The following is a 21,067-nucleotide window of genomic DNA, read 5'->3' as shown; positions in this document are numbered from 1 at the left end:
AAATCGACAAGTATTATGAGTAAGAAAGAATTAAGAATTGGATTAATAGGTTGTGGTTTCATGGGAAGAACCCACTCCAACGGATATAAACGCGTACCTAATTTCTTTCCTGATTTAGGATATACGCCGGTTTTAAAAGCGGTTTGTTCGCGCAGTGAAGATAAGGTAAAGGTTTTTGCGGAGCAGTGGGGTTATGAGTCGTACGAAACGGATTGGCGCAAGCTTATCGAGCGTGACGATATTGATGCGGTTGACATCTGTACACCGAATAATATGCATTTCGAGATTGCTGTTGCTGCGGCAAAGGCGGGGAAGATGGTACTTTGTGAGAAGCCTTTGTCCAGAACGCTGGAAGAAGGAAAGCAAATGGTAGACGCGGTGGAATCGGCAGATGTAAAAAATACGGTATGGTATAATTACCGTCGATTGCCTGCTGTTACCTTGGCAAAGCAGATTGTTGACTCGGGCAAATTAGGGAAGATTTTCCACTACCGGACCAACTTCCTACAAGATTGGACAATCAACGAGAACCTACCGCAAGGCGGCCGTGCTTTTTGGCGTATGGACGCGGAGGCTGCAGGTTCTGGGGTTACGGGCGATTTATTAGCGCATTGTATCGACTTGGCGATGTGGCTGAATGGTGGAATCAAGGATGTATCGTCTGTAACGGAGATTTTCGTCAAGCAGCGTATGCATGAGGAAACAGGGAAGATGGAAGACGTGAAGATCGATGACGCCTGTATTTTCCATTGCCACTTCGATAATGGCTCCCTAGGACTCTTTGAGTCTACACGTTATGCAAGGGGGCATAAGGCTTTGTTCACTTTTGAAATCAACGGAGAAAAAGGATCCTTACGCTGGGATTTACATGATCTGAACCGATTGGAGTTCTTCGATAATGCAGACGACTCTACCGTTAGAGGCTGGCGTTCTATCCATGTGACGGATGGCGATCAACCTTATATGAACAAGTGGTGGGTACCGGGTTTATCGGTTGGCTATGAGCACTCGTTCATTCACCAAGTTGCAGACTTTTTAGAGAGCGTGGAAAAAGGCGAAGAGTGTCATCCTACGTTCCGTGATGCCTATGAAACACAGAAAGTCTGTGAAGCGGTTATCTCCTCGGCAAAAAACAGACGATGGGAAGAAACCGACGTAGAATGGAAAAATAAATAAGTAATCGATCTATTAAGCTATACGATGAAAAAACTAAAAAACCTAGCCTATAGCAGCATGTGCCTGAGTGCACTGCTGCTTGCTACAGCCTGCAATGGCAATACGAGCGAAAAGAAAGCAGAAGTAGGGCAGGATAGCACGATTCAAGATTCTGAAGAGCAGGGTTTTGTTTCCATGCTTGATCAAAATAGCCTGAATGGCTGGGAGGGCGACTCGACGATCTGGTCTATGAAAGAGGGTGTGTTGTCGGGTGAAATAAAACCAGGAGCCGAACTAAAGAACAATACTTTTCTTATCTGGAAGGGAGGTGAGCCGGGCGACTTTGTGCTGCGTGCGAAGTTTAAGATTTCGGATAAGGGAAATAGCGGGATAAATTACCGCAGCGAGCGCTTTACGGAACTACCCTATGCATTGAAAGGTTATCAGGCGGACATCGACGGCAAGAAGAACTACACCGGGCAGAACTACGAAGAGCGCAAGCGTACGACTTTAGCTTATCGCGGTGAGCGCACAGAGATTCGCGAGATCGAGGATGGACTTGTTGCCGAAGCAAAAGGTAATGCCTGGACAAACAGAAGGGTCTTGGACACGATCGATAATTTAGAGACGCTGAAGAATGCGATTAAATCGGAAGATTGGAATGATATCGAAATTGTTGCAGAAGGGAACAAGCTTTCTCATTTTGTAAATGGTAAATTGATGAGTGAAGTCATTGACAATGACTCGAAAAATAAAAACGATAAAGGTTTGATTGGTGTCCAAGTTCACGTGGGTCCGCCAATGAAAATCGAGTACAAGGATATGCAGATCAAAATCCTGAAGTAGGTTTGGATTTGATGTGCAGAATTGCTAATATTGAATAAACCTAAGCAATGAAAACTACCGACAAAGTAACTGAAAGACTATTTCAAGTGCTTTCTAATGAAGAGAAGGCATATTTAGAGCTGAGCACCCAACAAATTCAAGACGATTACAAGAAGCACTTTGTCCGTATTTTTTCCACGCTGAATAGGCGTTTATCCTTTGATACGCGCGAATCCTTAATTAGTATTCCTGCAGAAGATACCGATAAGTTGTTGATAGTGAACTGGAGCGTCCTGAAGCTTGCACGGGTATGTTTGCTCGGGCAGATTTCCGATGATGAGGCTAGCTATCAACAATTTATCAATAGATTATTCGAGTTCGCTGATATGCATGAACTCGAAGCACTTTATGCTGCACTTCCCTTGCTCGACTATCCGGAAAGCTGGATAGAAAGATGTAAGGAAGGTATCCGCAGTAATATCGGAACGGTTCAGGAAGCGGTCATCGAGCATAACACGTTTCCCTTTTTATACCTAGATGAGGAATACTGGAATCAGTTGGTTCTGAAGGCATTCTTTACCGGGAAGAAGATTTTGAATATCCACGGATTATTTGAACGAAATAATAAATCATTAGCAGACTCCATCGTCGACTATATCTATGAGCGACACTCTGCAAAGCGCGAGATCCATCCGATGTTATGGATATTAGCGAAAGAGCATCTGCCGGCACGCGCATTGGATATCCTGATGGAATCTTATGAGCAGGAAGCAGATGAGACCAAGAAATCAATCCTGCTTCAATCTTTGTCAAGCAATCGTGAGCAGTTAAGCGACTCGTTTAAGTCGGCTCATGCGCAAGCGTTGGAACAAATTTCTCCAATAGAAGAAGTATTGGAAGCATATAAATAAAAAAGCCTATGTGTACTGAATTGAATAGAGACTTAGCCAGTATGGGTAAGCCTATCCCATTGGAATTGGATGTGATAAAAGGGATGAAATTTGTTGATCCGCATATCCATATGGTTTCCAGAACGACTGATGATTACCAAGCCTTGTTTGATGCCGGTGTTCTACTGGTAATTGAGCCGGCTTTTTGGGTAGGGCAGCCGCGAACGGGTCTTGATACGTTTAAAGATTATTATAGCAGCCTGATCGGTTGGGAGCGATTCAGAGCATCGCAGTTTGGCATTCGCCATTTCTGTACGATTGGTTTGAACTCTCGCGAAGCGAACAACGAACCGCTCGCAGAGCAGGTGATGGAATTATTGCCACACTTTATCTACAAAGAGGGCGTATTAGGAATCGGAGAGATTGGTTTTGACGACCAGACGGCAGCTGAAGAAAAATATTATAGAGCGCAATTGGAATTGGCTAAGGAGGCGAATGTACCGGTACAGGTGCATACGCCGCATCGCGATAAAACACGTGGTACACTGCGTAGCATGGAAATTGCTTTGGAGCATGGCTTAGACCCACGAATGGTCATCATCGATCATAACTCTGAGGAGACGGTTAAAGATGTTCTGGATCGTGGTTTCTGGGCTGGTTTCACTATTTACCCATTTACGAAAATGGGAAATGAGCGCATGGTGGATATCGTGAAGACCTATGGCGCTGAAAACATCATGGTAAACTCGGCCGCAGATTGGGGAATCAGTGATCCTTTGGCGGTTCCTAAAACCGCGGCGCTGATGTTGCAGAAAGGCATTGACCGGGAGAGTGTGGAGAAAGTGACCTATAGCAATGCAATCGATGCATTCGCTGTGGCTAATCATTTGGATTTAGCAACACTCAATGAAACATTGAATGCTGACCCAACTGCGAAGTTTGAAGGAAACACCATCTTGCGCGGCGGACAACAACCACGCTTAAATAAAGGTTCTATTATTATTTCATAAGGCAGAAGAGAAGATATGAAGGCATGGATGCAGTTGATTAGACCTTCAAACGTGTTGACCGCTATTAGCGATGTGTTGGCAGGACTTGCTATTGCTTGTTTGTTTATGCAGCAAGCATTACCATCCTGGGATGTCCTCCTCAATATAGTCGTTTCCAGCATGCTGCTCTATACAGGAGGCATTGTCTATAATGATGTTTTCGATGCGAAATTAGATAAGATAGAGCGCCCTGAACGCCCTATTCCGTCGGGACGCATCGATATATCATCTGCGGCAATCTTTGGCGCTGTGGCCTTTATTATTGCTTGCTGGCTGGCCTATCAGGTTAACATGACCTGCTTCTACATGGCATTGGCTATTGTGCTGATGTGCTTAGTGTATAATGGAAAGGCGAAACATCATTTCGTATTGGGTCCAATTACGATGGGGATGTGCCGCGGTTTAAACCTGTTGCTGGGTTTTGCGGTTATTCCAAGTTCGCTATCCTATTGGTATCTCGCTTTTGTGCCGCTCATCTATATTGCATCGGTTACTAACATTTCTCGAGGGGAGGTGTATGGAAATAATAAAACTGCCATGCAGGTTTCGCTAGTATTGTATTTATTGGTTGTCGCTACGCTGAGTTATTTCGCTTGGCAGAGCGGGCATACCTATGCATTCCTTTTTATCGCTGGATTTGTTGCAATGATCGCGAGACCATTATTTAAAGCTCTAAAAACACTAGCGCCCATGGATATCCGACAAGCCGTTAAGTTTGGGGTTTTAGCCTTGATCTTAATGAATGCCAGTTGGATTGCTTTGAGCGGTTTTTGGGTTTTGGCTTTGGCTGTCTGTTGCATCCTACCGGTCTCAATTGTTTTAGCAAAGAAGTTTGCTGTCACCTAATTATTTCTAACGTATGGAACGTGTGTTAAAACAAGGCTTTAACATAGATTATTCTTATAATATCTATTTCACAGAGGGCATTTTTGCCCCACAAAATAACTTGTTTCGGGATTTCTTCTATCAACGTAGAAATCCGGATTTCAAGCAGAAGGTCCTTTTCGTTGTGGACCGTGGTGTTTGGGAAAATCACCCAGCCTTGGCGGGACAGCTGAAGGATTATTTTCAGGATCTGGAGGACGTTGTTCTCGCTGGCGAGCCGTTGATCTTGGCTGGCGGAGAAGTATGCAAAAATAATCCGGAAGCATTGGAGTCTATCGTGCAAGCTATAGATGAATACGGTGTCGACCGACATTCTTATGTCGTTGCTATCGGCGGCGGGGCAATTCTGGATTTAGTGGGCTATGCCGCTGCAATTTCCCATCGTGGGATTCGCCATATCAGAATTCCGACAACGGTGCTTTCGCAAAATGATTCGGGTGTTGGCGTAAAGAACAGCGTGAATTATAAAGGAAAGAAGAACTTCTTAGGAACTTTTACACCACCTGTCGCAGTATTCAATGATTATTCGTTTTTATCTACATTGGATAATAGATCTTGGTTAGCTGGGATTTCTGAGGCAATTAAAGTTGCCCTGATCAAGGATCTGGATTTTTATAACTGGATACAGGCCCAAGCGGATGATCTACCGCGCAGAGATTCTCAATCCATGAGCGAGTTGATATATCGCTGTGCAGATTTGCATTTAGAACATATCAGAAATGGTGATCCATTTGAGTTGGGATCTTCGCGTCCCTTGGATTTTGGGCATTGGAGTGCTCATAAACTGGAGCAGCTAAGTAATTTTGAGGTGCTACACGGCGAAGCTGTGGCGATAGGGATAGCGATCGACGTCGTTTATTCTTACCTTATTGGCAATCTTTCGGAGCATGAGGCGCTTTCGGTTGTTCATCTGATTCATCATCTCGGATTGCCGGTATATCATCCGATCCTATCGAAACCGGAAGGAAAACAGCAGTTGATCAAGGGTCTGACGGAGTTCCAGGAACACTTGGGCGGTCGCCTGACTGTCGTTCTATTAGAGCGGATGGGTAAAGGCAAGGATTACCATCAGATTGATACGGAATATGTGCTACAGGCGATTGATTTTTTAAGTGAGTTTCAACAAGCATATAATCAATTGGATGAAGTTAGCTAACACACATATTTCGTATTGCACGAATATACACCCAGGACAGGATTGGCATTCGCATTTTGATCAGTTGCGGACGCATGTTCCTGCGATCAAAGAGGCTGTTTCTCCAGATGCTCCCTTTGGCTTAGGTCTGCGTATCTCGGCAGAAGCGAGTGAAGAATTGTTGAAGCCTGAATGCTTGCTGGAGTTCCAGCTATGGCTGAAGCGTAATGATATTTATGTTTTTACGCTGAACGGTTTTCCTTTTGGGGATTTCCATGAGAAGCGGGTGAAGGATATGGTTCATTTTCCGGATTGGACGAGCAAAAAGCGGAAGGACTATACGATCTCCTTATTTAAAATCTTGGCGGAGCTGATACCGGATAAAGGAGAGGCGGGGATTTCAACATCGCCGCTTAGTTATCGTTTTTGGTTTGATGAGTCGGCCGAGGAATGGCGGACGATGCGGCATGAGGCCACACAGCAGATTGTGGAGGTCGCAAACTTTCTGTATCAGAAGGAAATTAGCACAGGGAAGTATATGCACCTGGATATAGAGCCTGAACCTGACGGTGTACTTGAGAATGTGGATGAGTTTATTGCTTGGTATCAGGAAGAACTATTGCCAGCAGCGCGCGCATATTTTGAGATGGTGGCGGGTTTGGATGCAGAGCAGTCAAAGCACATCATCAATCGATATATTACACTTTGTTATGATGTTTGTCATTTTGCACTGGCATACGAACAGCATCCGGAAGCAATGAAGCGTTTGGAAAAATTGGGAATTAACATCGGTAAGTTCCAGATCAGCTCGGCGCTGAAGGTACAGTTTACTGATGATGTTGCCGACAGGCTTCATAAGCAGAAGGTGCTGGAGGAATTTGATGAACCGATCTATCTTCATCAGGTTATCGCTCGTGATAAAAAGAATGAATTGGTTAAGTATCGCGACTTAATGGATGCGCTGCCCCATATCGAGAATCTGGATCAGGTAGAATGGCGCAGCCATTTCCATGTGCCTATATTCTTAGAGCAGTATGGCGAAGTGTCTTCCACACAGCAAGATATATTGGAGGTCTTAGCTTTGCATAAGGAGAAAGAGCGGTCGCGACATTTGGAAATAGAGACTTACACCTGGGGGGTGCTGCCTCCATCTTTGCAGATTCCGATTCAGGATTCAATAGCAAGGGAGTTGCAATGGTTATTAGACGAGTTAAAAGATTAACATAGAGATGAATAGAGTTTGCGTAATAGATGTAGTTGGTTTATCACAGTCGGTACTTGGCGAATACACGCCTTTTTTGAATGCTTTTGTAAAGCGTAATCATTTAGGGGATATTAAACCAGTAATGCCGGCATTGACAACTGCGTCGCAGACGACATACTTAACAGGCACGACGCCTAGCGAACATGGGATTGTGGCAAATGGTTGGTACGATCATTCGGCTTCGGAGATACAGTTCTGGAAACAATCGAATAAGCTGGTGCAGGCGGAGAGCATTTGGACGACCGCGAAGAAGCGCAATGCTGACTTCAGTTGCGCTCAGATGTTTTGGTGGTACAACATGTACAACGATGCGGATTATTCGGTTACACCACGTCCAAATTACCTAGCAGACGGCAGAAAGATGCCCGACTGCTATGCTTATCCTGCTAGCTTGCGTGACGAGCTGACGGAGAAGTTTGGTAAATTCCCTTTATTTAATTTTTGGGGACCAAATGCAAATATTGTTTCCTCCCGTTGGATTGCCAATTCGGCCATGTATGTGGAGGAGAAGCATCAGCCCACATTGAATTTGATTTATCTTCCGCACCTGGATTACTGCTTACAGAAGTTTGGTCCAGATCAAGAGAAAATCAAAAACGAACTGTTGGAGATCGATAGCCTTGTGAAAGAGCTAGTGGAGTTCTTTGAAAGTCGAAATATTGAAGTCATTCTTCTTTCGGAATATGGTATCGCGGCGGTTGATCAGCCGGTTCATATCAATCGAGCGCTTCGAAAAGCGGGACTTTTGGGGATTCGTATGGAGCGAGGTTTGGAGTTGCTCGATGCAGCGGCGTCGGATGCCTTCGCGGTATCCGATCATCAGATTGCGCATGTTTACTGTAAATCGAAAGCCATAGAGACCAAGGTTAAAAACCTGCTGTCAAGCTTGGATGGGGTGGATAAAGTATTGGATAAAGTAGAACAGAAATCCTATGGTATGGACCATGAGCGTTCCGGCGATTTACTAGTACTAGCAAAGCGGAATGCCTGGTTTACCTATTATTTCTGGGAGGACGATGCGAAGGCTCCAGACTATGCGCGCATGGTCGATATTCATAAGAAGCCCGGCTACGATCCTGTAGAGATGTTCATGACCTCGAAATCTAGGGCAATCTTTAAGCTTTTATTGAAAAAGATTGGGTTTCGTGCGGTATTAGATATTACGCCATTGGATGCCAACCTGGTCAAAGGTTCGCATGGAATAGTGGAGGTAGAGCGGCAATATTATCCAATATGGATCAGTAAGGACAAGTTTGAAGGTTCTCTGGAGCCTACAGCAATAAAGGAGATTATTCTTAATAAAATCTTCGGAACGGATCAGTAGAATTCAAAAGTTCGGATCAAAACATTGATGCCGTTTATTCGTTGTTGAAGCAGATGGTTTTTAGATTAAGAATTTCCTATGGCTGTTAATAAGTCTTACAGTGCACATCATGCACAAAATGTCACCGATTATCCGAATAATAATACCTTTTTCCTGGTTTGGAAAATGCGTACATCCTTGGCACTTCCTGAAATTAAAAAGAAGTTTCAGCGTATCTGTGCGTTGGTGATCAATTTGAATAATTCCGCATTGGATCGCTTTCCGGACGCAAAGGCTAGCGTCGTTTTTGGAATCGGACATGACGCTTGGCAAAGTTTAGATTTACCAAAGCCCCTCCCAAAAGAGCTCAAGAATTTTGAGGCTATAGCCGGCGATAAGCATGTAGCGGTATCTACGCCTGCTGATTTTCATTTTCACATTCGCGCTGACGAAAAGAGCCTGGCTTATGATATGGCGAACACGATCAGTTCTTTTATGAACGATTTTGCAGACTGTATTGTTGAAGTGCAGGGCTTCCGTTATTGGGATAGTCGTTCGATATTAGGATTTGTAGACGGCACGGAGAATCCACATGGCGCCGATCGGGATTACTTTGCTATCGTTTCAGGTGAGGATCCGGCGTATAAAGGAGGGAGTTATCTGTTTGTTCAAAAATATGTCCATGATTTAACTGCCTGGAATGCACTCCCCATTGCTGAACAGGAGAAAGTAATCGGCCGCTCGAAAGATATGGATATCGAGATGAGCGATGAGGAGAAACCTGCCAACTCGCATAGCGCACTGGCGAATGTCGGTGATGACTTCAAGATTGTTAGGGATAATATGCCTTTCGGTACAGTAAGTTCCAATGAGATGGGTACCTATTTTATCTGTTATGCCAGCACATTTACGACTGTAGAGAAGATGTTGAGGAATATGTTTATCGGAAATCCTGCCGGAAACTACGATCGGATATTAGACTTCAGTACAGCGAAGACGGGAAGTTTGTTCTTCGTTCCATCTTTAGAAATGTTAGATGAATTTTCGGGATAATTCTATCTTCCAGCATACAAATTATACAGGTTGACGAATCGCTACAAATGTTAAAATCTTTAACTTTTGTTTGCATATTTTTTATTGAATAATTGCGTTAATTGCTGTTAGAAAAACAACATCATGCTGCGAATTGGATTCATCTGCCTACTAATCTTTCTTGACGTTTGTCATGCTCAGGCGCAAATAGTAGACCATATAGATTCTAGTAGGATACTACTCGATGATCCTGCTTATCATTTCCACTACAAGAAGCTAATTATTCCTACTGTTTTTATTGGATACGGGGTTGCCAGTTTGATAAGCCCCAGTTTAAAAGAATTGAATAGCTCCACGCGCTACGAAACGAGAGAGCATATCACGGTGGGTGCTGTTATTGATAATTACATGCAGTATGCGCCTGCAGGGGCTGTTTATGGACTGAACATATTTGGCGTTAAAGGAAAGCATAATCTTAAAGATCGAACGATGATATACCTCACCTCGCAAGTCTATATGGGCGCGATGGTGATCCCAACGAAAAGGTGGGTCGGAGAGATTCGTCCGGATGGATCGAATACAAGATCATTTCCATCGGGACACACCGCGACAGCCTTCTCATCTGCACAGTTTCTATTCCATGAGTATAGAGACAACAACTTCTGGCTGAGTATATCCGGCTATCCTTTGGCTGCAGCGACAGGCATCTATAGAATATTCAATGACCGACACTGGGTTGGCGATGTTGTTGCTGGTGCCGGCATAGGAATACTATCTACAGAACTCGCTTATTGGACCTATCCCATGACATCGCAATTGTTTAATAGGAAACATCACAACTCGACAACATTTATCAGTCCGTATTATCAAGATCATGCCTTGGGCATACAATTAGCGAAAGTATTTTAAACAGCTATCGCGTGTAAGGGCAGGATAGATTAACAAATGGCATAGGTTAATTTTAGGGTTCCAATGCTGGCTATTCCTTAAATATAGTCGCTAAGTAAAGTATTTTATCTATATTAGAATGCAACATAAAGAGAACCTGACTTATTATAATGCCGATCCTATGACCAGTAAGGTGACAGACTTTCTGAAAACCATTCAAATAAGTGATTTTTCGGCAACTCCGAAATATCAACAGCTAGCATCTGCGATTATTGATGCGGTGAAGAATGGCACCCTCGAAAAGGATGATATGTTACCATCGATCAATGAGCTCAGTGTTTATGTCGATATTTCTCGAGATACCGTTGAAAAAGCCTATAAATTTTTAAAGAATTCTGATGTTATTGCTTCTATACCCGGCAAAGGGTACTACGTTGCTACAACGGATGTGAAGCAACGCGCCAAGATTGCGATGTTGTTGAACAAATTGAGCGCGCATAAGAAGATTGTCTACGACTCATTTGCAAACGAGCTAGCGGATGAAGCCGCTTTGGATTTATTCGTTTATAACAGCGACATTACTTATCTGAGGACCCTTTTGGGAAATTTGACCAAAACTTATGACTATTACGTTCTTTTCCCACATTTTAAAGAGGGTAGAGATCAGGCGTCTGAGATCATCAATAAATATATTCCCAGAGAAAAGCTGGTGCTTTTAGGTAAGTATATCGAAGATATTCAGGGGGAGTTTGCTGCAGTTTATGAGAATTATGAAAAGGATATCTATTGTGCATTGGAAGAAGCCTTGCCGGCATTGGCCAAATATGCGACAATCAAGTTGATATTCCCGGACAATAGCGATTATCCGAAAGCTATTATTAAAGGTTTTTATAAGTTTGCTCAGCAGTATGCATTTAATCATTGTTTGGTGAGCGAACTTGACAAGGAGCGTATTACTGTCGGAACCTGCTATATCAATATCGCGGAAGATGATTTGGTAAAGCTGTTGGATAAGATTATCAACAAGAAGCTGCAGATAGGGCAGGATGTAGGCGTGATTTCCTACAATGAAACGCCGCTTAAGAAATTTATTCTAAACGGTATTACGACAATATCAACGGATTTTGAGATGATGGGAAAGATGGCTGCAGAGTTAATTATCAATAAATCAAAAGACCATGTCGAAGTGCCATTTTATATTAATCAGCGGCCTTCAATCTAAGGGCGGATAAATAAAATAGAAAAGGGGCAGTCTATATCGGCTGCCCCTCTTTTTTATAAAAAATCTAAAAAAATCTTTGCTCAAACTACTTCAATGGATATTCGTTGAAGATACCTTCCACAACTTTCGGAAGGTTATTGATTGCTTTTTCTGGCGTTCTAATCTCACCAGAACCTCTCGCTTGCCATACCACCGAATTTGTCTTACGATCTACGGCTTCTATGATAACGTGAGAGTAGCGGAATTTCTCTTTTCCAACCGGGTATGAAGGACCACCGCCATACCATCCCCAGCCCCAACCCCACGGACGATACATGCCCCACGGGCCGCCCCATCCGTAGCTATGGCTGTAAACCATGCGACTTTTGTTGTTCACAATCGTCACGTAACGAAATAGAATATCTGGGTTTTCTTTAGAATAAGTTAGTCCACGTGCTTCAATCTGCTTATTTGCAGTCGAGATAATGTTGCTACGTGAAATATCATTCGTGAAATAATTCTTTGAAAGGGAATCCACAGGAGGCAACCAACCATAGGTTTTATACTGTGAGAAATCTAAATTTTGCACCCTCGTAGTATTATACTTATAGGATGAACAGGACGCTAAAAATAACGCGACCCCGGCAATGAATGTAGACAAAAGCGATTTCATAATTCTACTCTTTTTCTCTTTGACTATGCTAAACGTTAAAGGTTTAAAACCAGTTTATTAAAAAGGATATTTTGCAACCAATGGCATTGCTCTGCCTGATCCAAAAGCCTTCGGGCTGACGCGCAATATCGGTGGAGCTTGAAAGCGCTTGAACTCTGCATTGTTTAATAGCTTGGATATTCTTTGCACCAATGCTTCCTCGAAACCTAGGTTTACCAGCTCGCTGGCGGATTTTTCCATTTCAATCAGTTGAAATAAGATGGCATCCAAGATATCGTATGGTGGCAAGGAGTCTGAGTCTTTCTGATCAGGTCTCAGCTCTGCCGATGGCGGTTTAACGATTGTATTAATGGGAATAATTTCTTGATCTCTGTTGATGTAGTTTGCCAACTGATAGGCCTGCGTTTTATACACATCGCCAATAACGCTAATGGAACCGGCCATATCGCCGTATAAGGTTCCATAGCCTACGGCAGCTTCGCTTTTGTTGGAGGTGTTGAGCAGGATGTTTCCGAACTTGTTGGAGATTGCCATCAGGATAGTTCCTCTAGCTCGAGCTTGTATGTTCTCCTCGGTCGTATCAGGCGCTTTTCCCGCAAAAGTATCCGCTAAACCTGTTTCAAACGCGTTGGCTATATCCTTAATCGGCACGATTTGATGTGCACACCCCGTATTATTTACAAGATCTAATGCATCCTTCAATGAGTGATCGCTAGAGTAAATCGAAGGCATCAATACGCTCAAGACGTTCTCCGCGCCTATCGCTTCGCATGCGAGTGCCGCGACTAACGCTGAATCTAACCCTCCGGAAAGTCCTAGGACAGCTTTTTTGAATCCTGATTTTTTGAAATAATCGCGAAGTCCCAAGATTAGCGCATCGTGAATCAGCGCAATTTCACTCTTCGTAGAAATAGTAATTGTTCGTTCTGCTGTTAAATCTTTTTCAAGCTCAACAAACTGCAAATCTTCGTCAAAAGCATTTAACTCTTCAATGATTTCTGCTTTTCTATTGAATGCAAGCGATCTGCCGTCAAAGATAATATCAGCATGCGCTCCGACCTGATTGACATAGATCAGCGGTGCATTTGTCTTAATCACATTGCGGCTTAAAACATTCTTGCGGCTTTCAAAGTGCGTATAAGAAAAAGGCGAAGCGGCAACATTGATAATCAAATCTGGATTCTCTTTCGCTAGCTCCAGCATGATATCGCCTACATAGGAATTCGGCCCGTCATCATCCCAAAGGTCTTCGCATACGGTTAATGCGATGGTCTTACCTCGGAAAGGAATGCAATTTACTTGCTTATTAGGTTCGAAATAGCGGTATTCGTCGAATACATCATAGTCCGGCAGTAAACTCTTCTTTACGGTTTGCGAAACATTTCCATCTTCCAGGAGCAAGGCAGCATTGTATAGCGCTTTGCCTTCACCATCTTGATTACGAATAGGTGCACCAATGATACAAGCAATTCCCTGACAGGCATCTGCTATGGCTGCAATGCTCTGCTCACATTGGGTTAGATAGGAAAGGTTTCGTAATAAATCTTTTGCGGGATATCCTCCAATTGCTAATTCTGCAAATACAACTAAATCTGCCCCAGCAGACTTTGCCGTCTGTATTGCTTGAATTATTTTTTGGTTATTCGCTTCAAAATTTCCGATATGGTAGTTAAGTTGTGCTAACGCAATTTTCATGTGGCTGAATTTATTGTAAATTTACTAATTAATTTTGTGTATCACTAGCGTATAACTTGATGAGCCGTACTTTAAACAAGCTATTATCGATTCTGTTTCTTTGTTTTTTTATTCTGTCCTGTCAATCGAAAAAGGAAAAGCCTGATGTTTCTTCCATACCTGTGGATATTAAGATCGAAAGATTCGATCGTGAGATTGCAGCCCTTAAGCCCAATGAGATACAAGTGAAAAATACGGAATGGCAGCAGAAATACAATCCCTTCTACGCTGACTACATGCAATATATGCTGAAGGTCAGCGATCCTCGAGACTCGATTTATTTACAGGAAATTTTAAAGGAAGTCATACAAAAGAAGGATTTCGTCGATTTAGCGGCGGCAATCGGGAAGAAATATCCTGATCTAAAAACACAGGAGGAAGAGCTTACACAGGCTTTTCGCTATATCAAGCATTACTTTCCCCAATATGAAGCCCCTCGTATAATTTCTTTTTTCTCTGGCTTTGAAGTACAGGTGCCGATTGGAGAGAAATATATCGGGGTAGGACTCGATATGTTCCTAGGTAATGATTCGCCTTTTTACCCTGCCTTAATAGGCTCCATCCCCTTATACGTTTCGCGCCGATTTACTGCTGAAAATATCACTCCTCGCATCATCGAAGCCGTTATCCGCGAAGAGTTATTCCCTGTTCGGGATGCCGACGTCAATACGCTTCAGCAGATGATCTACCACGGAAAGGTCTTATACGCGATGGATCAATTGACGGAAGTACCAGACTCCCTAAAAATAGGATATACCTCAGCGCAGCTAGCCTGGGCTCAGCAATATCAAAAAGACGTATGGCAATGGTTTCTGCAAGAAGACCTCCTCTACAGTACCGATTACCTGCGAACTCAGAAATACTTTACCGAAGCACCCTTCACACCAGAACTAGGCAGCAATAATGAGTCTGCCCCTAAATTAGGAAGCTATATCGGTTGGCAGATTGTTCGAAAATATATGAGTCGACATCCCGAAAAAACATTAGTCGATCTTTTAAAAACTGAAAATGCGCAGGAGATATTGGAAGATTCTAAGTTTAAGGGGGGCTAGTAGACATTAGACATAAGATTTTAGACATTAGAGTATGTGTCTTGTATCAGGAAAGGAAGGAAATTTGTCTTGAACCAGGAAAGCAAGGATTTAAGGATTGACAGGATCGGGTATTGTGACATATGAAGGGGGCGATTGTATTTTTTATAGGAGACGTTTAGTGAAACGTCTCTACGCGGTTCGTCATGATTACCGCCTATAAAGTTCAAAATTGTATAGGAGCCAATTGGACGCCAATGCGTAGAGACGTTTCACTAAACGTCTCCAACATTACCAATCCTTACATCCTTCCTTTCCACCCGATCCTGCCAATCCTTGTATCCTTTTTTTTCTGGTTCAAGACAAATTTCCTTTCTTTCCTGACACATTACTCAAATTGTCTAAAATCTAATGTCTAATATCTTAATACTAACTAATAAGTACTACTCAAACCCCTTTCAAACCCAATCTAAACCCAATTATAACCCCAATCATAACCGTCTCAGAAGGGGTTTGATATGGGTTTGAATAGAGTAAAGAAAAGCTTATGTAGCAAGCAGGTTTGAAGCCGCTTAGGGTGAGATCCTTGAAAGGAGACTTTCGAGCGCGCGGATTATTCGTAAACGAAAAGAGGGGCTGTCCAATTATTTTGGATAGCCCCTACTCTTTAAATATGTTTGTTTCAATAAACTTATAGTGTTGATTTAATATCGGTTACTTCGATAGTAAACACCAATGGAGAGTCAGCAGGGATTTTTTCGCGGGATTTGTTATCATAACACCAAGGTGAAGGAGCTACGAATCTGATTTTTTGACCTTTCTTCAATCCCTTTGGTGTTAAACCTGGATAATAATCTACGCCCGAAATAGTGACTTTTTCGGGCCAAAATGCGCGTTCGAATGCTTGAACCCACTGGCCTCTACCTATAGTCATTACAGTTCCAGTAGTCGCTTCGTCGAATACTGTACCATCAAGTAACTCTCCTTTATATTTAACCGTAGCTGAAACTGGTACGAAAGAGTATCCCGATAGAGTGTACTCGAAACTTTCATCTGTTGGCGGCGTGATCACCTCGTACCACATTTGAAGCGAATCGTTATAAACTGGATTTTCGAAATTATCTTGTGCCCATTCCGCTAAGATTGGTTTTTGAGCTCTCAAAGTAGAATCAATACGTGCTCTTTCTTTTTCATAATCAATACCTGGCGTTGCGTCATCATTCTTCATACACGAGCTCACGGAAACAACGGCCAATAAAGCAATAAGTAAAATTTTAAAGTTTTTCATAATGTGTTGTGAATATCTGTAATGCTAATGTAAACGTTCGAATTTATAAATGTGCTACAAAACAGTGAAAAAAATTATAAAATTTTTAATAATTCTTTAATACTAAGGTATTTGGATGTGTGTTTTTTTGCATTAAAATCGGAGTCAAGTAAGATTGTAGTCGGAAAAATATATTGCTTTGGATTACCCAAAATCAATTTAGCGAGGGTATGGTAATTCCCTCTTCTTTTAGATTTTAGGTCATTCGTATAATTTACGCCATCGAACTGGATCATATCTGCGGTTTCTGCGTCGAATTGTACGCAATAGTATTCCTTATTTAATTTTTGGATTACCTGCGGATTCTGAAACGTTTCATCGAGCATCTTCTTGCAATAGCTGCACCAATCGGTGTGAAAGAACAATAGGACTGGCTTTGGACTTGTAGCCAGGGAATCATCTAATTGCTCAAAGCTAAGCCAATTGATCTCGGCTTTCGCAGGCTCCTGAGCCTGCGAAAGTGAGATCGACATGAATAGTTGTGCTATAATGATTTGTAACAACTTCATTAGTGGAAATGTCCTATTTTAACCCCGAAACTAATCGTTCGTGGTCTTGATGGTCCGTAGATATATTGCGAGTCGCGCAATGCACCGGTGTCAAAATCCTTTTGGAAGGCATTGAAGATATTTTGCATTCCGCCGAAGATCTCCATGTTCAGATCTTTCTTCAACGCGAAGGTGTAGCCGAGGCGTAAGTTTAGTTCCATAAAGTCAGGCGATTTCTTCAGTAGGAATTGATCATCAGCCAACACATGCGGAACAATCATGCTTCCGGTATAAACACCTGTTAAATCCACGCTAAAAGGTGCTACAGGTTTCCAATTTGTATTAATGTATCCGTAAGTATTTGGTGTGCGAACGAAGCGCTTAGAGCTTACGTTTTCCGCTTCTGTAGCCCCTTCGTATAGCAATTGATTCTCTTCATAGTTGGAGCGCTGTATGGTTCCACCTGCTTGAACGCTGAAACGCGATGATGGCGCAACATTCAGCTCGATATTGGAGCCATATACTTTGGCGCCTGCGCCGTTTCGCATCTCCTCGATGATGAGGTTTTCCTCTTCGGAGGTCATCACGGTTGTGAATGGATTTTTAAGATCAGTATAGAATCCTTCTACTAATAGGCTGGTCTGCAGGGAGCCGAAGTTTTTAGTGAAGTTCAAGGATCCGGTATAGGCATTGGAGTATTCTGTTTTAAGGTTTTCTCCAATCAACACAAAGACTTGTTGTCCCCCGATGGACGTTACGTGCATATCTTCATTGAAGGCTTGCGGAGCGCGGAAGCCGCGTGCATATCCACCACGGAATTGTAGGAAATCTGTGATGTCATAAAGCAAGGTGATTCGTGGGCTAAAAGTTCCGAAATCTTCTGCGGAGCTACGGTTATACCCAGCTAACTTATACTTTCCATCGACGTGCGCATAGTCATAGCGAGCGCCGAGTAGGGACTTTAGGTTCGGTAGGATATTCCATTCATATTGGAAATAACTACCGATTCCATGCGTCTTTTGGTCAATCAATCGCTCATAGCCTGGGATATTATCCTCTGTCTTGTTTCCTGAATATTCCACTCCGGCAGTGATGACGTCCTTCTCGAAGGTATAGGTGTACTGCGCACCAGCGACCATCGCGAAGTCATCTGTCGTGCCGTAAGAATTGGATGCGAGTATAGAATCCTGCGCTGTTCTTCCGCCGCCGAGACCACCGTAGAAACTCTCGCGGTTAGTCTTTTGGGCCGACGCGTATAGCGACAGCTTATGTTTAAAGTCCTTCGAATATTGGTCGAAGGTCAAGCCGCCGATAAAGGAATTTGTACGAAGCTGTTCGGTTACATCGGTAAAATGCGGTGCAAGGTCTAAGCGGTCGCCACCACGTCGAAATTCATTCAATACACTTAAATCAACTGTTAACTTATTGAATTCAGATGGTTTGAAAAAAGCTTTCGTGCCGAAAGTCAAGTTTTTTAGTTTAGTCATCTCCGAGAAATCATCGCCATTGGCGTCATAGGTCTCTCTGTTTCGATGCATCCCATAAAAGGTCGCGCCCGCTCGCAGATCATTGTCGACATAAGACGTATTGAAGTCAATTGTATTATCCCAAGACTTTCCGTCAATAAGGGAGTTTGTCGATTTTATTTGCCAGTCGTTTTCAACAGGATCCTTGGTGATAATGTTGATTGTTCCGGCAATCGCATTGGCGCCGAATAGCGCAGAGCCTCCGCTGCGTACGACTTCGATACGATCGATCATACTCGTAGGAATCTGATCTAAGCCATATACGCTATTCAAGGCGGAGAAAACCGAACGACTATTGATCAGAATTTGTGAATAAGCACCTTCCATACCGTTTAAGCGTACTTGGGTAAACCCACAGTTCTGACAGTTGTTTTCCACTCGGACACCAGGTTGGTAATTGAGTGTTTCTGACATGGCTACGGATTGTGTGGCATTGAAAAGTTTTGGGCTTAACACATTGACAATAACGGGAGCTTTCTTTCGCTCCATGCCATAGCGTGACGCACTGACAACCACCTCATGCAGGTTCAGGTTGTCTTCATGCAATGCTAGGGATTGGAATCTATTGATCTGCTCACCTTGAATCAGCTTTTTCAAAGGTTGATAACCGACCGCACGAACCGTTAGGTTTGCTTTATTCAATCCGTTAATATGTATTTCGAAGTTACCGAGGGTATCTGTAGAAGTTCCGATTTGTGTACCGTCTATTTGAACGGTTGCATTGGCGATAGGATCTTGTTTATCGTTGATCACCTGCCCCTTAATTTGGGCATAAATAGTTTGCTGCCCCATCCATAAAAAGAATAGGCATAACATATACTTGTTGTATAATAATGTCATTAGAAATTTAGCTATAAATCCAACATGAATTAGGCTTATCCGGATAGGATAAACCAATCGGGTATCCATATATCGATGGATACCAAAAATAAAAAGATGGGTTATACTAAAAGGGCAGGAGGACCTCTGTCGGCGTGACTGTGCGCTGAGCGGGTTATGTGTTGGCTTTCAGTAAAGCCAAATTGTACTTCTGATAAAAGGGTCTGTATAGGAGTACTATACACAAACGGTGACCATTCGACATAACTGCCTTGATAGATGATATCGAGGTATCTAATTTCTGCGTCCGAATGGTGTCGGTGATGTTTTTTCTCTCCTAAGTTATAGGGGTGAATGTGGGTGACTATTTCTCCGGTTGATGTCACCTCTTTGTGCATAAACACTACGCCGCTGACGATAATGCCACACATCCATATGAGGAGGAAGCGAGCTATCGATAAGCGATATGTAGTTGATTTGTGCATAGTCGTAAAAAGCGAACGGCTATAAATTTACAAAATTATAGCCGTTTTCACTGATCTCGTTATATTAATTTGTTATGGTCGTCGGGGAAGATAGTGGTTGGCTTATGCTTCTTGGCTTCTTCGAAGTCCATCAGGGCATAGGAGATGATTATAACGATGTCACCAACCTGCACCAATCGTGCCGCGGCTCCGTTTAAACAGATAATACCCGATCCACGTTGTCCAGGAATTACATAAGTTTCCAAACGAGCGCCATTGTTATTATTTACGATTTGAACTCTTTCGTTCGCGATAATGTTCGCAGCATCCATCAAATCCTCATCAATGGTGATGCTTCCAACATAATTTAATTCAGCCTGAGTGACATGTACTCGGTGAATTTTTGACTTCATTACTTCAATCATCATGATGCAAATTTACGCTTTTCTTTTTTTTATTTAGGACAGTTATTCTTTGTTGGCAGCGCGTTTAAGGCGCTTAGCAAGCTGGTTTCCGGAAAAATTACAGTAAAATGTTATCAATCAATCGCACGCCTTCGAGCCATGCCGCAACTAAGACGACATATTCCTTTTCAGGATCGAACTGGGAAGCGGAGTGGAGCGTGCTGGTCTCGCAAATTGCCAGATATTCCAATTCAACTTCAGGAACTGCTGCTATAATTTCTTTCGCCTCATTAATCAATACTTGTGGAGATTTTGATTTATTGGCGGTTTTAATGTGATTTAGCGCTTTGTATAGAATTAGAGCAGTATCTCGTCCTTCATCAGTCAATCGGGCATTACGTGAGCTCAATGCGAGCCCGTTTTCATTCCTTACGATTGGACAGATTAGTAGTTTTACAGGTAGCTCCTTGATTTCAATCATCTTTTGGATAACCATAACTTGCTGGAAATCCTTTTGTCCAAAGCATGCTTGATCTGGTTCTACCAAAGAAAACAGTTTATATACGACTTGTGTAACACCTTGGAAGTGTCCCGGGCGATGCTCGCCCTCCCAAATTCGATCGAGATCTCCTAAATCTATACGCCAAGCCGGATCATTCGCTTGATACATTTCTTCGACTGTAGGCAGGAAGAGTATATCGCAATCTGCTGCTTCTAGTAGCGCGATATCCTGTTCGATCGGGCGCGGATATTTCTCTAAGTCTTTGGGGTCATTAAATTGTGTCGGGTTAACGAAAATGCTACAAACGATGATATCAGTTTGCGGTTTGGCATAATCGATGAGAGAGATGTGGCCTTGGTGTAAAGCGCCCATGGTAGGGACAAGCGTTACGGTCTTGTTTTGCGCTTTCAATCCTGCTAGAGCTTCCTTAAGCTCATTTTTTGTGCGGAATATTTTCACTTCTGTTTATTAA

At 42.8% G+C, this 21,067-nt stretch carries 19 protein-coding genes; 12 read left to right on the top strand and 7 right to left on the bottom strand.

Translation table 11 applies throughout. The features are described from left to right. Nucleotides 1-15: 15 nt before the first annotated feature. From B2400_RS01310 to B2400_RS01260, 11 genes are all read left to right on the top strand, one after another. The gene (locus B2400_RS01310; RefSeq protein WP_293930304.1) at nucleotides 16-1,176 is read left to right on the top strand and encodes a Gfo/Idh/MocA family protein; all 1,161 of its coding nucleotides are present in this window, start codon (nucleotides 16-18) and stop codon (nucleotides 1,174-1,176) included. A 24-nt stretch (nucleotides 1,177-1,200) separates the two neighbouring features. Further along, complete coding sequence (locus B2400_RS01305) at nucleotides 1,201-2,001, top strand: 3-keto-disaccharide hydrolase (protein WP_293930302.1); 801 nt, start codon at nucleotides 1,201-1,203, stop codon at nucleotides 1,999-2,001. 47 nt (nucleotides 2,002-2,048) lie between these two features. Further along, nucleotides 2,049-2,891, top strand: coding sequence for an EboA domain-containing protein (locus B2400_RS01300; RefSeq protein ID WP_293930301.1), 843 nt, complete (start codon nucleotides 2,049-2,051; stop codon nucleotides 2,889-2,891). 8 nt (nucleotides 2,892-2,899) lie between these two features. Next, nucleotides 2,900-3,880, top strand: coding sequence for a TatD family hydrolase (locus B2400_RS01295; protein WP_293930299.1), 981 nt, complete (start codon nucleotides 2,900-2,902; stop codon nucleotides 3,878-3,880). Nucleotides 3,881-3,895: 15 nt separating this feature from the next. After that, the gene (gene eboC / locus B2400_RS01290) at nucleotides 3,896-4,765 is read left to right on the top strand and encodes a UbiA-like protein EboC (RefSeq protein WP_293930298.1); all 870 of its coding nucleotides are present in this window, start codon (nucleotides 3,896-3,898) and stop codon (nucleotides 4,763-4,765) included. Nucleotides 4,766-4,778: 13 nt separating this feature from the next. Beyond that, on the top strand, nucleotides 4,779-5,960 hold the full coding sequence (locus B2400_RS01285) for a 3-dehydroquinate synthase (RefSeq protein WP_293930297.1): 1,182 nt from the start codon (nucleotides 4,779-4,781) through the stop codon (nucleotides 5,958-5,960). Continuing rightward, on the top strand, nucleotides 5,947-7,161 hold the full coding sequence (eboE, locus tag B2400_RS01280) for a metabolite traffic protein EboE (protein ID WP_293930296.1): 1,215 nt from the start codon (nucleotides 5,947-5,949) through the stop codon (nucleotides 7,159-7,161). The genes B2400_RS01285 and eboE overlap by 14 nt, the downstream gene beginning before the upstream one ends. A gap of 7 nt (nucleotides 7,162-7,168) precedes the next feature. Continuing rightward, nucleotides 7,169-8,527 (top strand): alkaline phosphatase family protein, encoded by a 1,359-nt coding sequence (locus B2400_RS01275; RefSeq protein WP_293930295.1) that lies wholly within the window; start codon nucleotides 7,169-7,171, stop codon nucleotides 8,525-8,527. A gap of 78 nt (nucleotides 8,528-8,605) precedes the next feature. Next, nucleotides 8,606-9,559, top strand: a complete 954-nt coding sequence (locus tag B2400_RS01270; protein WP_293930294.1) for a Dyp-type peroxidase — start codon at nucleotides 8,606-8,608, stop codon at nucleotides 9,557-9,559. A gap of 123 nt (nucleotides 9,560-9,682) precedes the next feature. Beyond that, nucleotides 9,683-10,447, top strand: coding sequence for a phosphatase PAP2 family protein (locus B2400_RS01265; protein ID WP_286650562.1), 765 nt, complete (start codon nucleotides 9,683-9,685; stop codon nucleotides 10,445-10,447). A gap of 118 nt (nucleotides 10,448-10,565) precedes the next feature. Next, on the top strand, nucleotides 10,566-11,648 hold the full coding sequence (locus B2400_RS01260) for a GntR family transcriptional regulator (protein ID WP_246172443.1): 1,083 nt from the start codon (nucleotides 10,566-10,568) through the stop codon (nucleotides 11,646-11,648). A gap of 85 nt (nucleotides 11,649-11,733) precedes the next feature. Here the strand turns inward: B2400_RS01260 and B2400_RS01255 are convergent, their stop codons facing one another. Both B2400_RS01255 and B2400_RS01250 read right to left on the bottom strand, forming a co-directional pair. Continuing rightward, nucleotides 11,734-12,300, bottom strand: a complete 567-nt coding sequence (locus B2400_RS01255; RefSeq protein ID WP_149524964.1) for a DUF4136 domain-containing protein — start codon at nucleotides 12,298-12,300, stop codon at nucleotides 11,734-11,736. 57 nt (nucleotides 12,301-12,357) lie between these two features. Beyond that, nucleotides 12,358-13,995, bottom strand: coding sequence for an NAD+ synthase (locus tag B2400_RS01250; protein ID WP_293930293.1), 1,638 nt, complete (start codon nucleotides 13,993-13,995; stop codon nucleotides 12,358-12,360). Nucleotides 13,996-14,156: 161 nt separating this feature from the next. Here B2400_RS01250 and B2400_RS01245 point away from each other — a divergent pair, with 161 nt between their 5' ends. Further along, nucleotides 14,157-15,086 carry a gliding motility lipoprotein GldB gene (locus B2400_RS01245; protein ID WP_293930292.1) on the top strand — a complete coding sequence of 310 codons (930 nt, stop codon included), beginning with the start codon at nucleotides 14,157-14,159 and terminating at the stop codon, nucleotides 15,084-15,086. Between the two features lie 670 nt (nucleotides 15,087-15,756). On the opposite strand, the gene B2400_RS01240 is transcribed toward B2400_RS01245, so the two are convergent. The 5 genes from B2400_RS01240 to panC all read right to left on the bottom strand — a co-directional run bounded on the left by B2400_RS01240 (nucleotide 15,757) and on the right by panC (nucleotide 21,054). Further along, entirely contained in the window at nucleotides 15,757-16,353 is a 597-nt protein-coding gene (locus B2400_RS01240; RefSeq protein WP_293930291.1) for an FKBP-type peptidyl-prolyl cis-trans isomerase, read from the bottom strand. A gap of 74 nt (nucleotides 16,354-16,427) precedes the next feature. After that, the gene (locus tag B2400_RS01235) at nucleotides 16,428-16,901 is read right to left on the bottom strand and encodes a thioredoxin family protein (RefSeq protein ID WP_293930290.1); all 474 of its coding nucleotides are present in this window, start codon (nucleotides 16,899-16,901) and stop codon (nucleotides 16,428-16,430) included. Then, nucleotides 16,901-19,246, bottom strand: coding sequence for a TonB-dependent receptor (locus B2400_RS01230; RefSeq protein ID WP_293930289.1), 2,346 nt, complete (start codon nucleotides 19,244-19,246; stop codon nucleotides 16,901-16,903). Before B2400_RS01230 ends, B2400_RS01235 begins: the two co-directional genes overlap by 1 nt. Before the next feature lie 523 nt (nucleotides 19,247-19,769). Next, complete coding sequence (panD, locus tag B2400_RS01225) at nucleotides 19,770-20,117, bottom strand: aspartate 1-decarboxylase (protein ID WP_149524969.1); 348 nt, start codon at nucleotides 20,115-20,117, stop codon at nucleotides 19,770-19,772. Nucleotides 20,118-20,211: 94 nt separating this feature from the next. After that, entirely contained in the window at nucleotides 20,212-21,054 is an 843-nt protein-coding gene (panC, locus tag B2400_RS01220) for a pantoate--beta-alanine ligase (protein WP_293930288.1), read from the bottom strand. Between the last annotated feature and the right edge of the window lie 13 nt (nucleotides 21,055-21,067).

Origin of the sequence: Sphingobacterium sp. UBA6645, from assembly GCF_002455685.1 — a bacterium.
GTDB lineage: Bacteria > Bacteroidota > Bacteroidia > Sphingobacteriales > Sphingobacteriaceae > Sphingobacterium > Sphingobacterium hotanense.
Note: the sequence above shows the minus strand (reverse complement) of the source record. Positions and strands in the feature narration are given on the sequence as shown.

Coding starts and splice junctions, on each gene's coding strand:
- B2400_RS01310 (WP_293930304.1), top strand. CDS start 16: ATGAGTAAGAAAGAATTAAGAATTGGATTAATAGGTTGTGGTTTCATG.
- B2400_RS01305 (WP_293930302.1), top strand. CDS start 1,201: ATGAAAAAACTAAAAAACCTAGCCTATAGCAGCATGTGCCTGAGTGCA.
- B2400_RS01300 (WP_293930301.1), top strand. CDS start 2,049: ATGAAAACTACCGACAAAGTAACTGAAAGACTATTTCAAGTGCTTTCT.
- B2400_RS01295 (WP_293930299.1), top strand. CDS start 2,900: ATGTGTACTGAATTGAATAGAGACTTAGCCAGTATGGGTAAGCCTATC.
- eboC (WP_293930298.1), top strand. CDS start 3,896: ATGAAGGCATGGATGCAGTTGATTAGACCTTCAAACGTGTTGACCGCT.
- B2400_RS01285 (WP_293930297.1), top strand. CDS start 4,779: ATGGAACGTGTGTTAAAACAAGGCTTTAACATAGATTATTCTTATAAT.
- eboE (WP_293930296.1), top strand. CDS start 5,947: ATGAAGTTAGCTAACACACATATTTCGTATTGCACGAATATACACCCA.
- B2400_RS01275 (WP_293930295.1), top strand. CDS start 7,169: ATGAATAGAGTTTGCGTAATAGATGTAGTTGGTTTATCACAGTCGGTA.
- B2400_RS01270 (WP_293930294.1), top strand. CDS start 8,606: ATGGCTGTTAATAAGTCTTACAGTGCACATCATGCACAAAATGTCACC.
- B2400_RS01265 (WP_286650562.1), top strand. CDS start 9,683: ATGCTGCGAATTGGATTCATCTGCCTACTAATCTTTCTTGACGTTTGT.
- B2400_RS01260 (WP_246172443.1), top strand. CDS start 10,566: ATGCAACATAAAGAGAACCTGACTTATTATAATGCCGATCCTATGACC.
- B2400_RS01255 (WP_149524964.1), bottom strand. CDS start 12,300: ATGAAATCGCTTTTGTCTACATTCATTGCCGGGGTCGCGTTATTTTTA.
- B2400_RS01250 (WP_293930293.1), bottom strand. CDS start 13,995: ATGAAAATTGCGTTAGCACAACTTAACTACCATATCGGAAATTTTGAA.
- B2400_RS01240 (WP_293930291.1), bottom strand. CDS start 16,353: ATGAAAAACTTTAAAATTTTACTTATTGCTTTATTGGCCGTTGTTTCC.
- B2400_RS01235 (WP_293930290.1), bottom strand. CDS start 16,901: ATGAAGTTGTTACAAATCATTATAGCACAACTATTCATGTCGATCTCA.
- B2400_RS01230 (WP_293930289.1), bottom strand. CDS start 19,246: ATGACATTATTATACAACAAGTATATGTTATGCCTATTCTTTTTATGG.
- panD (WP_149524969.1), bottom strand. CDS start 20,117: ATGATGATTGAAGTAATGAAGTCAAAAATTCACCGAGTACATGTCACT.